Below are 14,823 nucleotides of genomic sequence, written 5' to 3' on the forward strand. Positions count from 1 at the left end.
GTGACGTGGCTTATAGCGTTCCCCCGTACAAAAACGAAGAGAGAACAGAGGGAACACTGAACCCGGTTTACCCAATGGAGCAACCGCCCGCAAACGCGCCGGAGCCGAACATTAAGCGCCCATGTTTCCTGAATCACCCGGATTGGTACAGCCTGCACGGAGCGTGCCGAAAGCCGGGGCTTTACTGGCATAGCACCACCAACCCCAGAGCGGACAGCGAACCGGAACCCATAGACATATGGATCAGCACGCCGCTTGAGGCCGCGGCAGAGACCCGGGACGAAATCGGCAGCGGATACGGCTTGATCCTTCGATTCTGGGATTCACAAGGTCGGGTTAAGGAGTGGGCTGCCCCCATGTACATGCTCAAAGGCAGCGGGGAGGAGCTCCGCGGGGAGCTGCTGGACAACGGGGCCCGGATTAATCCCAAGGCCCAAAGGCTGCTGTCTGAGTGGATGATGGAGCAGTATCCGCCCGCCCGTGTTGTGGCAGCCACTCGCACCGGCTGGAATCGGGACAACACTGCTTTCGTTCTGCCTGGCCGCACCATTGGAGACAACAGTTACCGCTTCCAGTCGGAACACGCCGCACATGACGCCTACATGCAGCGCGGCAGCCTGCAAGGCTGGCGTGAAAGCGTGGGCCAGCACTGCAATGCCAACCCATTATTGATTGTCTCCGTGTCGTGCGCCTTGGCCGCACCCCTGCTGAAAATAGCTGCTCAGCAGGAGGCCGGGGGCGCTGGCCTTCACCTGCAAGGCGATTCATCCAAAGGCAAGACAACCGCGCTTCAGGTGGCTGCCAGCATATGGGGCAGCCCCGGCTATGTAATGACCTGGCGGGGAACCGGCAACGGCCTAGAGGCCACCGCGGCCGCCCGGAATGACACGCTTTTGCCCCTGGATGAAATCAGCGAGAGCAACCCAAGGGAAATCGGGACTGTCGTGTACGCACTAGCGAACGGGCAGGGAAAACAACGGGCCCGGCGAACTGGTGGAGCCCGTGAGTCTCAACGCTGGCGGGTCATGCTCCTATCCAGTGGCGAGCGGACATTAAGCGCCCACATGGGAGAAGCCAACCAGAAAGCGAAAGCAGGTCAAGGAGCCCGGCTGCTGGACATTCCCGCAACGAACCGCCGTTACGGTTTGTTCGACCACCTTCACGACCATAAAACCGCCCGCGCCCTGGCGGACTATCTGAAACAGGCGACGAACCAGAATTACGGACACACAGGGCCTGCCTTTGTGGCAGCACTTCTAAAAGATTCCAGAGACCTGAAGCACCAGTACGCCGCGATCATGCAAGCGCCTGAGTTCGCCGGAAGAGATGGCCTGGAGTCCCGAGCCGCGGGCACCTTTGCCCTGATAGCTATGGCTGGGGAGTTAGCAACACACTACGGGTTAACAGACTGGGAAAACGGCGCCGCGATCACTGCTGCACTGGACACGTTCAACGCATGGCGAGAACACAGGGGGCCAGGGCAAAACGAAAACAGCCAGATACTTGCAGGCATAAGAGAGTTTATCGCCAAACACGGAAGCGCCCGCTTTGCCCCAAAGGACGAACCAGAGGGCAGCCTGGGAACCCGAGATCGCGCAGGATACTGGGTAGACAATGCCGGAGGCCGGGTATACCTGTTTTTCAGTCATGGATTGCGAGAGGCCGCCACAGGCTTCGACCTCAAACGGATATTGGCCGCACTGGATTGTGCCGGATGGATTGTTGACCACGACCACGGTAAGAAGTCGAAGAAAACCCGAATTGGCAACGAGACCCCAGGTCTTTACTGGGTCAGGCCAGATGAGGGAGCAGACGAATGAGCATTGCCCGCATCCTGCAAACCATGGGTATTGAAAGTGTTCCCCACGTTCCCCCGACCCAAGTCGCAGAGGGAACAGGAAAAGCTCCTATAGATCATAAGTGTTCTCCCTGTTCCCCGTGTTCCCTGGAAAAACTTAGGGGGCCTGACAAAAAGGGGGCGCTTGAATACCAGGAGGTTTGGCAGACCGAACAACCTGCAAACCCCGACGCCCTGCTTTTTGAGTTGGCCCAAACCCTTCAGGCCAGCCCCGCCCGTTTGCGAGCCCTGCTATCGGAGGACGATATGCAGGACATTGCCGAGGGAGCAACCAGCCGGAGTCATTTGCTGGCGTACTTCAGGCTCATGCGGTCAGATGGCAAGCAGCTGGCGGACGACCAACCAGCCCCCACAAGAGCGCGTGACAGCCGCTCAGACTATATACAGCGCATGCAGGCATGGAAGCCTGCCCATGATGCAATGATCAACCATATAATGGCCTGCCAACGTTGCTATCCGCCGAGGAACAGATACTGCTCAGAGGGAGCGCGGTTACGTGGCGATTACCACACTTCTTGTGAGCAGCCCGTCGTTTCTCCCGAGCCCCCCCGATCCTTGCCTAACCCCAACAAGTAACGTAAAACAATCCATATCGAGTGGTTAGCAAGCAATACACCCCGGTATTGCCCGTTACACTCCGGAACAATCGAAGGCACGAACCGACACATCTTGTCGCTCCGTGCTTTTACGCTTTATCAGAGAACGAAAGCAGTAACTTCTCATAGGGAACGACCGACCAATGAACAACACGGAACAGCAATTCCTCAAAGCCCTGGACGATAAGCTCTGGAAGGCAGCCGACAAACTGCGCGCCAATCTAGACGCGGCGAACTACAAGCATGTGGTGCTGGGGCTGATCTTCCTGAAGTACGTGTCTGATGCCTTCGAGGAACGGCAGGAAGAACTGCTGGAACTCTTCAAAACCGGCAGCGACGACAACATCTACTACCTCCCACGCGAGGACTTCGATAGCGACGAGGAATATCAGCAGGCGCTGGAAGAAGAACTGGAGGTACTGGACTACTACCGTGAAGCCAACGTGTTCTGGGTACCCAAACCCGCCCGCTGGAACACGCTCAAGGAAAAAGCCGTCCTACCCGTGGGCACCATACTCTGGCAAGACGATGCAGGTAACGATGTAAAACTGCGTTCCGTGTCCTGGCTGATCGACAACGCCCTGGAAGAAATCGAGAAAAACAACGCCAAGCTCAAGGGTATTCTGAACCGTATCAGCCAGTACCAACTGGAAAACGACAAGTTGCTGGGCCTGATTAACACCTTCTCCGACACCTCCTTCACCAAACCAGTGTTGGGCGGTGAGAAACTAAGCCTGCAGAGCAAGGACATCCTTGGCCATGTATACGAATACTTTCTGGGCCAGTTCGCGCTGGCTGAGGGCAAGCAGGGTGGCCAGTACTACACCCCCAAAAGCATCGTCACCCTGATTGTAGAAATGCTCGAGCCCTATTCCGGTCGCGTATATGACCCCGCCATGGGCTCCGGGGGTTTCTTCGTCTCCAGCGACAAATTCATCGAAGAGCACGCCAAAGAGCAACACTACGATCCCGCCGAACAGAAAAAGCACATCTCCGTGTACGGCCAGGAATCAAACCCCACCACCTGGCGCCTGGCAGCCATGAACATGGCCATCCGAGGCATTGATTTTAATTTTGGCAAGAAAAACGCCGACACCTTTGTCGACGACCAGCACCCGGATCTGCGCGCCGACTTTGTAATGGCCAACCCACCCTTCAACACCAAGGACTGGTGGAGCGAATCCCTGGCCGACGACGCCCGCTGGAAATTCGGCACGCCACCGAAGGGCAACGCCAACTTCGCATGGATGCAGCACATGATACACCACCTGGCACCCACCGGCAGTATGGCCCTGCTGCTGGCCAACGGCTCCATGAGTTCCAACTCTAACAACGAAGGCGACATTCGTAAGCGTTTGGTCGAAGAGGATCTGGTGGAATGCATCGTCGCCCTCCCCGGCCAGCTATTTACCAACACACAGATCCCGGCCTGCATCTGGTTTCTGACCCGTGACAAAGCAAACGGCATGGTGCGCGACGAGAAAAAACGTGACCGCCGCGAAGAGTTTCTGTTTGTCGACGCCCGCAATCTGGGCTTTCTGAGAGATCGGGTACTGCGGGACTTCACGAACGACGACATTGCCAAAATAGCCGACACCTTTCATTCGTGGCAGCGTGGCGAAAACTTCGAGGATGTTGCCGGCTTCTGCAAATCCGCCAACATAGATGAAATTAGGAAACATGACTTCGTGCTGACGCCGGGGCGTTATGTGGGAGCTCAGCAACAGGAAGAAGATGGGGAACCCTTAACGGAGAAGATGGCCCGATTGACCGGGCAGTTAGGAGAGCAGTTTGCTGAAAGTGATCGGCTGGAAGCTGAGATCAAGCAAAATCTTAAGGGGCTTGGATATGAGTGTTGAAACAAACTCTCTTGAGTCCATGTGCGAGCTAATTGTGGATTGCCCGCATTCCACGCCAAAGTGGACCGACGAGGGGATGATCGTCCTGCGCAATCAAAACATCCGAAATGGACAGCTCGACCTTTCATCACCAAGCTTCACTGACACCGCTGGCTACCAGTCGAGGATAAAAAGAGCTGTCCCGCAAGCCGGCGATATCGTTTTTACACGCGAGGCTCCGATGGGCGAAGTCTGCTTGATACCTGAAGGCCTCACATGCTGCCTGGGTCAACGTCAAGTTTTACTTCGACCCAAGAAGTCTGTCAACGGGCGTTATTTGTATTGGGCCCTGCAGTCTCCTTTTGTCCAGCACCAGATTTCTTGGAACGAAGGAACCGGGACAACCGTAAGCAACGTACGGATACCTACCTTAAAGTCACTGGAAATCCCGAGAAGGGAACCACATGAGGCAAAAATCGCGGATACTCTGGGCTCACTTGCTGACAAGATCCAGATGAACCATAGGATCAACCAAACCCTCGAACAGATTGCCCAGGCCATCTTCAAAAGCTGGTTTGTCGATTTCGAGCCGGTCAAAGCCAAGCACGCTGCACTGGAAGCCGGCGGCAGCGAAGAAGATGCACTGCTCGCTGCCATGCAGGCCATTTCCGGCAAAGTCGAAATGGAGCTTCTCCGCCTTCAGGCCGAACAGCCCGAGCACTACGCAGAGCTCCGCAACACCGCCGAGCTATTTCCGTCGGCTATGCAGGATAGCGAGTTAGAGGAGATTCCAGAGGGGTGGAATGTTAGTCAAATCGGTGACGAGGTGACCGTCGTGGGTGGTGGTACACCTTCAACAAAGAATCGCGATTTCTGGGAAGGTGGGAAAATCCATTGGACGACTCCGAAAGACCTCTCCGGCCTTAATGATAAGGTCCTTATTGATACTGAGAGAAAAATAACTTCAGCTGGCTTAACCAAGATCAGCTCAGGGCTGCTACCCGTTGATACGGTGTTAATGTCATCTCGTGCCCCCGTTGGATATCTAGCTCTTGCGAAAACCCCTGTTGCGGTCAACCAAGGCTACATCGCAATGAAGTGCGACAAGTCACTATCACCAGAATTTGTCCTACAGTGGTGTGTGTCCAGGATGAATGAGATTGAAGGACGAGCCAGTGGTACTACATTTGCAGAAATAAGTAAGAAGAGCTTCAAGGTTATTCCTGTAGCAGTACCCCAGGAAGACTTAATCAATTCCTATACCAAGATAGCCAAAAGTATCTATAAAAATATTGAAATCTCAGCCCGGGAATCGGGTTCTTTAGCTAATCTTCGCGATACCTTGCTACCGCAATTGCTTACTGACTCCTGCTTGATCGACATTATGGAGGCCTGAGTAATGGACTACTTAAAACCGGCCTTTGACAACTTCTTAAACGATCAAGGCACCGTTGAGATAGCAGGTTATTCATTCTGCAGAGATACCATTCTCCGGGAGATGGAGGCTGTAGGCTACAACGAGGCCTTTCTTGAATGGTGCGAACAAAGAAAAGGAAACAATCTCTCCAGCGCTGAAGAGATTTTGGATCAATTTAATAGTAATTCTGCACGTTTTAGAAAGCTCAAAGAAATCTATGGCCGTGGCGCAATAACACCATTTGTTGGTGCTGGAATGTCGATACCTAGTGGCTACCCGGGTTGGACAGCCTTTCTCTATCGAGTGCTTGCAGAAACTAGGATCCCACCCGAAAAATTTAATGAGCTGATTTTGAGCGGCAAATACGAGGAAGCGGCGGAGACGTTACATGATGATTTACCTCCAGGGTGCTTTCTAGAGCATGTAGAGAACGAGTTTGGCGCAGACCAAGAGGTATCGGGACCAGTTCAGCGGCTACCCCATCTGTTCAATGGAGCAGTTATAACTACAAATTTCGATGACGTTTTGACTAAGACCTATAGCTCAGCGGGTTATGAGTTTAATGAGGTTATTGAGGGAGCGGATGCCGTCGAGTTTCCTCGGCTACTTGGTGAAAATAAAAGGGTACTGGTGAAGCTCCATGGCAAAGCAAACTCTTCCAGAAAGCGGGTTCTTACAAAGTCAGAGTATGACAGGCATTACGAGGATGATCAGGCGTTAGAAAGTGTTATCGAGGCGATTAGCACACGATCGCTGCTATTTATCGGGTGCAGTCTGACAGTCGATCGAACATTGGAATGTTTAGGACGCATCGCTGATCGAAAAGGCGTTGAAAATGTTCCAAGACACTATGCTTTTTTGAAATTGAACGATAAAGAAGACAGGTTGGCGCGACGTGATGAGCTCGCCAAAGCCAACATATACCCAATATGGTACACCGATAACCATGACGAAAGTTTAGAGGCATTACTGGAGGCATTAGCTCAGGGGCAGGATGCATGAACGAGGATAAACTGGAAAAACTCTGCCTTAAGTGGCTTGGTGAAGGTGGCTGGAAAATAACCCATGGGTCGGATCTGGCACCTGAAGGCGATAACCCTGAGCGTGCTGATTACCGGCAGGTTTTGTTGTTGGCCGATCTTGAGGCAGCAATACGACGTATAAACCCGCACCTGCCTCAGACAGCCATTGAACAGGCTGTTGCAGTTGTCCGAAAACCCGAAAGCTTGGATGTAGTGATCAACAACAGGGCTTTTCACCGGCTGCTTCTGGAGGGTGTTCCTGTAGAGTTCAAGCGTAACGACAAGGTGATTCATGATCAGGCCTTCCTAGTCGATTTCAGTGACCTGACCGCCAACTGCTTTCGGGCCATTAACCAGTTCACTATCGAAGGCTCCAAGCAGCTGCGTCGACCGGATGTGATCTGCTTTATCAACGGTCTGCCGCTGGCAGTTCTGGAGCTGAAAAGCCCCGGTGTGGAGAACGTGAGCATCTGGGACGCCTACAACCAGATCCAGACCTACAAAGATGAAGCAACTGATCTGTTCTCCTATAACGAGGCGGTCGTTATTAGTGACGGTTATTTGGCACGGGTGGGCTCCCTCACCGCCAGCCAAGAGCGCTACATGCCCTGGCGCACTATCAAAAATGAGAACGACAAACCCCTGCTGGAATGGCAACTAGAGACGATGGTGCGGGGATTCTTCGACCAAGAACTGTTTCTGGATTACATCAGATACTTTGTCATATTCGAGACGGATTCCGACAAGTTGACCAAGAAGATTGCCGGTTATCACCAGTTCCATGCGGTACGTGAAGCAGTGAAGGCTACCGTAATCGCCGCCCGGCAGCAGGACAGGAAGGACGCGCAAGATAAGCGTGCAACCTACGGTGATGAGGTGCTACCCGGTAGTAAAAAAGCTGGTGTGGTGTGGCACACTCAGGGTTCCGGCAAGAGCATTTCCATGTGTTTTTACGCTGGCAAGCTGCTTCAACAGCCGGAGATGAACAACCCGACCCTGATCGTTGTGACCGACCGCAATGACCTGGACGGCCAACTCTACACCACCTTCAGCGCGGCAAAAGAGCTGCTGAAACAGGAGCCGGTGCAAGCTGAAGACCGCGACACCCTGCGCCAGCTACTGGCCGAGAGGGAATCCGGCGGAATCATCTTCACCACAGTGCAGAAGTTCGCCCTGGTGGATGACGAATCCGACCACCCGATTCTGAATGACCGCCACAACATTGTAGTGATCTCGGATGAGGCGCACCGAAGCCAGTACGGACTTAAAGCCACCCTAAAGAAAGACGGCAGCTACAAGTTCGGCTACGCCCGCCACATGCGTGACGCCCTGCCCAATGCCTCGTTCATTGGCTTCACAGGCACGCCCATCGCCAGCGAGGACAAGGACACCCGTGCCGTGTTCGGCGATTACGTGTCCGTCTACGACATTCAAGATGCCGTAGACGATGGCGCGACCGTACCCATTTACTACGAATCTCGGCTGGCCAAACTAGACATCAACCGCGCGGCCATCGAAAAACTCTCTGACCAGGTGGAGGAAGTGGTCGAAGACGATGAGGACGCTGGCAGCCGAGAGAAAACCAAAGGCGAATGGAGCCGGCTGGAGAAGCTCGTCGGCGCCGGCCCGCGCCTAAAACAGGTGGCCGAAGATCTGGTCAAACACTTTGAGACCCGCAACAGCACCATCGACGGCAAAGCCATGATTGTGGCCATGAGCCGGGATATTGCGGCCCAGCTGTATAACGAACTTGTGGCCCTGCGCCCGGAATGGCATGACGCAGACCCCGAGAAAGGCGCCATCAAAGTCGTGATGACCGGTTCCGCATCTGACAAGGCCCTGCTGCAACCGCACATTCACAACAAGAAGATCAAGAAGCGGCTTGAGAAGCGCTTCAAGGATGCGAACGACCCGCTCAAGCTGGTGATCGTGCGGGATATGTGGCTGACCGGATTCGACGCGCCTTGCTGTCACACCATGTATGTGGACAAGCCCATGAAGGGCCACAATCTGATGCAGGCCATTGCTCGGGTAAACCGCGTGTTCAAAGACAAACCCGGCGGCCTAGTAGTGGACTACATCGGCATTGCCAACGAACTCAAGCAGGCCCTGAAAACCTATACTGATGCCAAGGGTAAAGGCGAACCCACCCACAGTGCTGAAGAAGCCTACGCCGTCCTGCTGGAAAAGCTGGACATCATCCACGGCATGTTTGCGCCAGGCCCCAAGAGCAAGGGTTTCGATTACAGCGGTTTCGAGGAAGAACCCTTCAAGCTGCTGGTGCCGACCGCCAACTATATTCTAAGCCTAGAAGACGGCAAAAAGCGTTTCCTGGACACCGTGCTGAAAATCAACAAGGCGTTTTCATTGTGCGCCACACTGGACGAAGCCCAAGCCCAGCAGAAAGAGGTGGCCTTCCTGTCTCAGGTAAAAGCCGCGATCACCAAGTTCACCAGCGTGGACAAGAAGTTGAGCCAGGAAGACAAAAACACGGCCCTGAAGCAGATTCTGGACAACGCCCTGATCGGAGGAGGTGTTACCGATGTGTTCGCCCTGTGCGGCCTGGACAAACCCAACATCGGCCTGCTCTCTGATGAGTTCCTGGAAGACGTGCGGCAGATGCCCTACAAGAACTTCGCCGTAGAACTGCTGGAAAGGCTGCTGAAGGACGACATCAAAGCCAAGACACGTAACAACGTGGTGCAGGAGAAAAAGTACGCTGACCGCCTTCAGGAGACGCTGCGCAAGTACAACAACCGGGGCATCGAAACGGCACAGGTGATTGAAGAGCTGATCGCCCTGGCAAAACAGTTCCAGGCTGAAATGGAACGAGACGAAGCGCTTGGCCTCAACCCTGATGAGGTGGCCTTCTACGACGCACTGGCCAGCAACGAAAGTGCCGTGCGAGAGCTGGGTGACGAAATCCTAAAGAAGATCGCCGTAGAGATCACCGACAAGCTGCGCAACTCCACCACCGTAGACTGGCAGGTGCGTGAGAGTGTACGGGCCAAGCTACGAATTCTGGTGCGAAGGACGTTGCAGCGATACAAGTACCCGCCTGACAAAGCCCCTGCGGCGATTGCGCTGATTATGGAACAGGCGGAAGCTCTGTCCAATCATTGGACGAAATGAGCGATGAATTACTATACCGAGGCTTTCGACAATCAGCTGGATTCGATTGAGCTCTACCAGCGCTATCCTCTGCTGAAACCCTTTGTTGGCTCAGCCTATGGCAGCAGCGGCCCCAAGGTTCTTCTGATTGCGGAGAGCCATTACCTGCCATCGGAAAGCTCCGTGCACAGGGATGCTCGACGCTGGTATACGGGAAGAGAGGGCGATCTGACGCCGGTGGAGCAAAGATGGATGCGCACCAGACGGATCCTTAACAAGCCACTAAGAGGCTGGACTGCAAAGGGCCATGCCATCTATCGAAACATCGAGTCAGCGTTGCTCAAAGCAGGCTTGCCGGCGAACGATAGCGTTTTCCGCCAGGTAGCCTTCATGAATGCCTTTCAGCGCCCGGCGATAACTGGGGCCTCCATAAAGGAGACAAACCAGGACGTTGAGGTCGCAGTCGATACTATCAACCATGTGATTGAAGCCTTAAAGCCCGACCACATCATTTTCGTATCAACAAAAGCCAAGAGAGCCGTGGGCAAGCGCCTTAATCAGAGCTTCGTTGGCGTTCACCATCCAGCCTGCGCGTGGTGGAACCGAAAGCAGAACGGAGTATGCAGCAAAGAGCGGTTCATCAGCCATATGTCCAAATACTGGAACGCCACGGGAGCAACCTGATGACCTACGACAGCACCTTTGACCAAGCCCGCCTCGACCAGTTGGCCAAACAGCATCTGACCAGCGAGAGCATGACCGGGCGGATACTGTTCTTCGGTGACCCCGAGGAGAACCGGCTGGATCTGGCAACCTGGCAGCTTGATAACGACGAAGACTACGACGCAATCAAAGGCTCCGACTTCAAGCTGCACATGATGGAGCTGCTGGATGCGTTGTTGGCTTATCGTGCCCAACATGACCAGCCGAACGCGAGCCAGGGCGTGGTTCATGTCGATGGTCGCAGGCTGTCTATCGAGTGGCTACCAAAAGCAGACGTTGAAGCCATGCGAAACAGCTGAGTGCTGCTTTACTCATGGGGGCCAACGCTCTTGGCTCATGTTGAAGAATGTTGAAACTAGAACGGCTCCCAACCTGCCACTCAGTCGGCTAGAAATTCAGGCTTTGAGTTCCCGGCAATTCCAGGGGTAGCGGCTCCTACTTGTGGGTAAGAGTGTGGGTATTTTTGTGCCATTCAATAATAAATTTAAGTATATTCATATTGTTACAGTCCAGGTTAAGTGGACGCCGTCTCCACCAAACAACCTTAAAAAGCTCCTGACCTCAGGGGCTTTTTTTTCGTTCTAAACCCCGCAACTTTTGACATTCACTCGACACCCAATACAACTTATCTCTGAGCCGCCCGCGACACCTACCACGATTTACTCCGATATTGTGAGCCTTCCCAGGCACAGATGGCCGAGCTGTTCGGCAAGGGTGTACGAAACATTTACGAGCATATCGGTAGGATATCGCATTTGGTCCCAACGCGGCTTTCAATTCCGCCAATGGGCCACCCAGGTTCAGAAAGATCACCTGGTAAAAGGCTAAGACGAGCAACAGTTGGCCCCGGCTTTGCCCCAGCGCCGATAGTCATTGAAGCGCTGGTTGTGCAGCTTTATGATGATTTTTCCGATATGGCTGACGATCAGGCACTCAATTATGAACCAACCCGATGACCCAGCCAGCCTGACGGACCTCCTTGATCGCCTTAAGGCTCGCACCGAGGGTCAAGACCATGTTTCTGTCGGCGACATTCTGTCGGCCGTTGGTGAGCGCTCGTTCGGGCCGCTGGTTCTTATTGCCGGTGTGATTACCCTGGCGCCGCTGATTGGTGACATCCCCGGTGTACCTACGTTGCTCGGCCTTATGGTGATGCTGACCCTTGGGCAGTTGGTGTTTCAACGGCATACGGTCTGGATTCCCGCCAAGTTGTCCCGGCGCACGGTCACAAGGGAAAATCTGGTCAAGGGCCTGGACTGGATGGTTAAACCGGCACGATTTCTGGATAGTTGGACTCAGCAGAGGCTGACCTGGCTGGTAACCGGCCCGGGGCAATACGTAATGGCAGGCATCTGCATGACAGTAGCAGCCGCAATGCCGGTGATGGAGGTTATTCCATTCAGCGCCAACGGCGCTGGCCTGGCCCTGACCGCATTCGGGCTGGCGATCGTTGCTCGCGATGGGCTATTGGCGCTTCTGGCTGTTCTGGCGACCGGGGGTACGGCCTGGTTCGTTCTGACCAACATTCCCTGGTAAGTGATGCAGATGATTTCTGTCACCATTTGAAACAAAGCTTCTGAATCCTGCTCAACCGCAAAGCTGCTACTATTGCTACAGATGAAATCAAACCTTTCCTGACAAGCTCCTGCCACCGGGGGCTTTTGCATTTAAAAGGATCTGGCTCTATGTCCAGCAAAGCGAAGCAGTCCCAGAAACTTTTGCTGTTCTGCCTGTTCGGGTCGCGGCTTTTTGGTATTGGCACCCTTAAAATACGTGAAATTCTGCCGTATCAGCGGCTGACCAAGCTGCCCCACAGCCATCACGCGGTGATCGGCACGGCGACCTTCCGCAACTCGGCGGTGCCGGTAATTGATATGGCGGCGGCGGTGGGTTACCCGGCGCTGTCAAAAGATGAGCGGGACAAAGCCTCGATCATCGTGACCGACATTCAGCGCAAGGAGATCGGCTTTCTGGTGCGCAGTGTTCAGCAGATTATCGAAACCAACTGGAAGAGCGTGATGCCGCCGCCCAAGGCACTGGGCTCCAATGCCTTTATCACCGGGCTGCTGGATATGGACGGCGACATCATTCAGTTACTTGACGTGGAACTGCTGTTGGCCAAAGTCTACCCGGAATCGCTGGATGCCCAGAACGTGGCGCTTTCAGATGTGCAGAGTGAAACCCTGAAATCCCTGAACATTCTGCTGGTGGACGATTCTCAGGTTGCGCGCAAGCAGCTGTGTGATGTGCTGGATAGTAAAGACATCACCTACCACGTGACCAGTAATGGTGATGACGCCTTGCAGGTGTTGCTGAGCCAGGACGAACGGGGCACCCCGATTGATATCCTGGTCAGTGATATCGAAATGCCGGGCCTCGATGGCTATGAGCTGACCTTCAATGTGCGGGACAATTCCGCCCTGAAACAGCCCTATATTATTCTGCACACCTCACTGAACAGCGAGATGAGCCTGAGTTACGCCAATCAGGTAGGTGCCAATGAGGCACTGACCAAGTTTGATGCCGAGGAATTACTGCAGACCATGCTCAAAGGCGCAGCACAGGCCGACTAGAGACGGCAGATCAGTTCCGCCAGTTCCTCATTGAAAACCCGCTGGTTTTCACTGTAATCCACCGGTACTTCCACCAGGTGCACACCGCCTGCGGCCAGCGCGCGCTCCAGCGTCGGTCGCAAGTCTTCTGTGCGGGTAATGCGGTGACCTTCGGCGCCGTAGGCACGGGCATACATCACGAAATCCGGGTTGCCATAGTCCAGACCAAAATCAGTATACCCCTCCTGCCCCTGCTTCCACTTGATCATGCCGTAGGCGTTGTCGTTGATGATCAGCACCACCAGGTTGAGCTTCAGACGCACTGCGGTTTCCAGCTCCTGGCTGTTCATCATGAAACCACCGTCGCCACAAACCGCCATGACCTTGAGGTCCGGATACAGCATCGAGGCCATCATGCCGCTGGGCAGGCCGGCACCCATGGAGGCCAGGGCGTTATCCAGCAACACGGTGTTGTTGTCATAGGCCGGATAGTTACGGGCAAACCAGAGTTTGTACATGCCGTTGTCCAGGGCGATGATGCCATCCTCCGGCATCACCTGCCGGACGTCATGGACAATGCGCTGGGGAATCACCGGAAAGCGGTCGTCTTCAGCCCGATCCTGCAGATGGGCATCGACCGCCTGCTTGACCTCCATCAGCCCGGTAAAGTCATGACTGGCGCACTGGCCACAGTTCTCCGCCAGGTATTCCACGCTGTTGGCGATGTCTCCCACCACCTCATGTTGCGGAAAATAGACCGGATCGACATCGGCCGCACTGAAATTCACGTGGATGACCTTCTTTCCGCCCGGAGTCATGAAAAACGGCGGCTTCTCAACCACGTCGTGGCCAACGTTGATCACCAGATCGGCGCGGTCGATGGCGCAATGAACGAAGTCCCCGGAGGAAAGCGCAGCATTGCCCAGGTAGCCGGGATGACGCTCATCCACCACGCCTTTGCCCATCTGCGTGGTGAAGAACGGTATGCCGGTTACGTTGATCAGATGCAACAAGGCCTGAGACACCCGCTTGCGGTTGGCACCCGCGCCAATCATGATCAGCGGATGCCGGGCCTCGCGCAGCATGTCACAGGCCATATCCAGGCTCTTCGGGCTGGCGGAGGGCCGCCGGGCATCGCTGGGTGTAAAGATGTGGGTGTCTGCGGCAGACGCCTCGGCGGCAATGTCTTCCGGCAACTCCAGGTGGACGGCACCGGGGCGCTCTTCCGACGCCAGTCGGAAGGCTTCCCGAACCTTGGCAGGAATGGTGTTGGCGTTGGTGATCTGGCGGGTGTACTTGGTCAGCGGGCGCATCAGGTCGACCACGTCGAGAATCTGAAACAAGCCCTGTTTGGAGGATTTGATCGGCTTCTGGCCGGAGATCATCATCATCGGCATGGCGCCGAGTTGGGCATAGGCTGCTGCGGTGACCAGGTTGGTGGCGCCGGGCCCCAGGGTAGACAGGCAAACCCCCACATTACCGGTCAGGCGGCCATAGGTGGCAGCCATAAAGCCGGCAGCCTGCTCATGACGGTTAAGCACTAACCGGATACTGGACGTGCGCAGAGCTTCGAGAAAGGCCAGGTTTTCTTCACCGGGCACCGCGAAGATGTACTTTACGCCTTCTGTCTCCAGCGCCCGGATAAACAACTCGGCTCCGTTACGGGCCGGAGGTTGGTCGTTGGCCATGTCCTTCCCCTTGATCAG

At 54.8% G+C, this 14,823-nt stretch carries 11 protein-coding genes; 10 read left to right on the top strand and 1 reads right to left on the bottom strand.

What is annotated here, in order from left to right; genetic code table 11:
- Positions 1 to 74: 74 nt before the first annotated feature.
- The 10 genes from C7H08_RS08000 to C7H08_RS08050 all read left to right on the top strand — a co-directional run bounded on the left by C7H08_RS08000 (position 75) and on the right by C7H08_RS08050 (position 13,138).
- Positions 75 to 1,820, top strand: coding sequence for a DUF927 domain-containing protein (locus C7H08_RS08000; RefSeq protein WP_227663153.1), 1,746 nt, complete (start codon positions 75 to 77; stop codon positions 1,818 to 1,820).
- Positions 1,821 to 2,597: 777 nt separating this feature from the next.
- Entirely contained in the window at positions 2,598 to 4,313 is a 1,716-nt protein-coding gene (locus tag C7H08_RS08010) for a class I SAM-dependent DNA methyltransferase (protein WP_106671214.1), read from the top strand.
- A complete protein-coding gene (locus tag C7H08_RS08015; protein WP_188445182.1) occupies positions 4,303 to 5,688 on the top strand; it encodes a restriction endonuclease subunit S in 1,386 nt (461 codons plus the stop codon). The genes C7H08_RS08010 and C7H08_RS08015 overlap by 11 nt, the downstream gene beginning before the upstream one ends.
- 3 nt (positions 5,689 to 5,691) lie before the next feature.
- Positions 5,692 to 6,711: an SIR2 family protein gene (locus C7H08_RS08020; protein ID WP_106671215.1), complete on the top strand. Its 1,020-nt coding sequence runs from the start codon at positions 5,692 to 5,694 to the stop codon at positions 6,709 to 6,711.
- Positions 6,708 to 9,863: a type I restriction endonuclease subunit R gene (locus C7H08_RS08025; protein WP_106671216.1), complete on the top strand. Its 3,156-nt coding sequence runs from the start codon at positions 6,708 to 6,710 to the stop codon at positions 9,861 to 9,863. Before C7H08_RS08020 ends, C7H08_RS08025 begins: the two co-directional genes overlap by 4 nt.
- Positions 9,864 to 9,866: 3 nt before the next feature.
- Positions 9,867 to 10,526 carry a hypothetical protein gene (locus C7H08_RS08030; protein WP_106671217.1) on the top strand — a complete coding sequence of 220 codons (660 nt, stop codon included), beginning with the start codon at positions 9,867 to 9,869 and terminating at the stop codon, positions 10,524 to 10,526.
- A complete protein-coding gene (locus C7H08_RS08035; RefSeq protein WP_106671218.1) occupies positions 10,526 to 10,864 on the top strand; it encodes a hypothetical protein in 339 nt (112 codons plus the stop codon). Before C7H08_RS08030 ends, C7H08_RS08035 begins: the two co-directional genes overlap by 1 nt.
- 415 nt (positions 10,865 to 11,279) lie before the next feature.
- A complete protein-coding gene (rhuM, locus tag C7H08_RS18370) occupies positions 11,280 to 11,393 on the top strand; it encodes a RhuM family protein (RefSeq protein ID WP_227663155.1) in 114 nt (37 codons plus the stop codon).
- A 111-nt stretch (positions 11,394 to 11,504) separates the two neighbouring features.
- Positions 11,505 to 12,101 (top strand): exopolysaccharide biosynthesis protein, encoded by a 597-nt coding sequence (locus tag C7H08_RS08045; RefSeq protein WP_106671219.1) that lies wholly within the window; start codon positions 11,505 to 11,507, stop codon positions 12,099 to 12,101.
- A gap of 149 nt (positions 12,102 to 12,250) precedes the next feature.
- Positions 12,251 to 13,138 carry a chemotaxis protein gene (locus C7H08_RS08050; protein ID WP_106671220.1) on the top strand — a complete coding sequence of 296 codons (888 nt, stop codon included), beginning with the start codon at positions 12,251 to 12,253 and terminating at the stop codon, positions 13,136 to 13,138.
- On the opposite strand, the gene C7H08_RS08055 is transcribed toward C7H08_RS08050, so the two are convergent.
- The gene (locus tag C7H08_RS08055; RefSeq protein ID WP_106671549.1) at positions 13,135 to 14,805 is read right to left on the bottom strand and encodes an acetolactate synthase large subunit; all 1,671 of its coding nucleotides are present in this window, start codon (positions 14,803 to 14,805) and stop codon (positions 13,135 to 13,137) included. The genes C7H08_RS08050 and C7H08_RS08055 overlap by 4 nt on opposite strands.
- Between the last annotated feature and the right edge of the window lie 18 nt (positions 14,806 to 14,823).

The sequence above is a fragment of the Marinobacter halophilus genome (assembly GCF_003007685.1).
In the GTDB taxonomy this organism is placed as follows: domain Bacteria; phylum Pseudomonadota; class Gammaproteobacteria; order Pseudomonadales; family Oleiphilaceae; genus Marinobacter; species Marinobacter halophilus.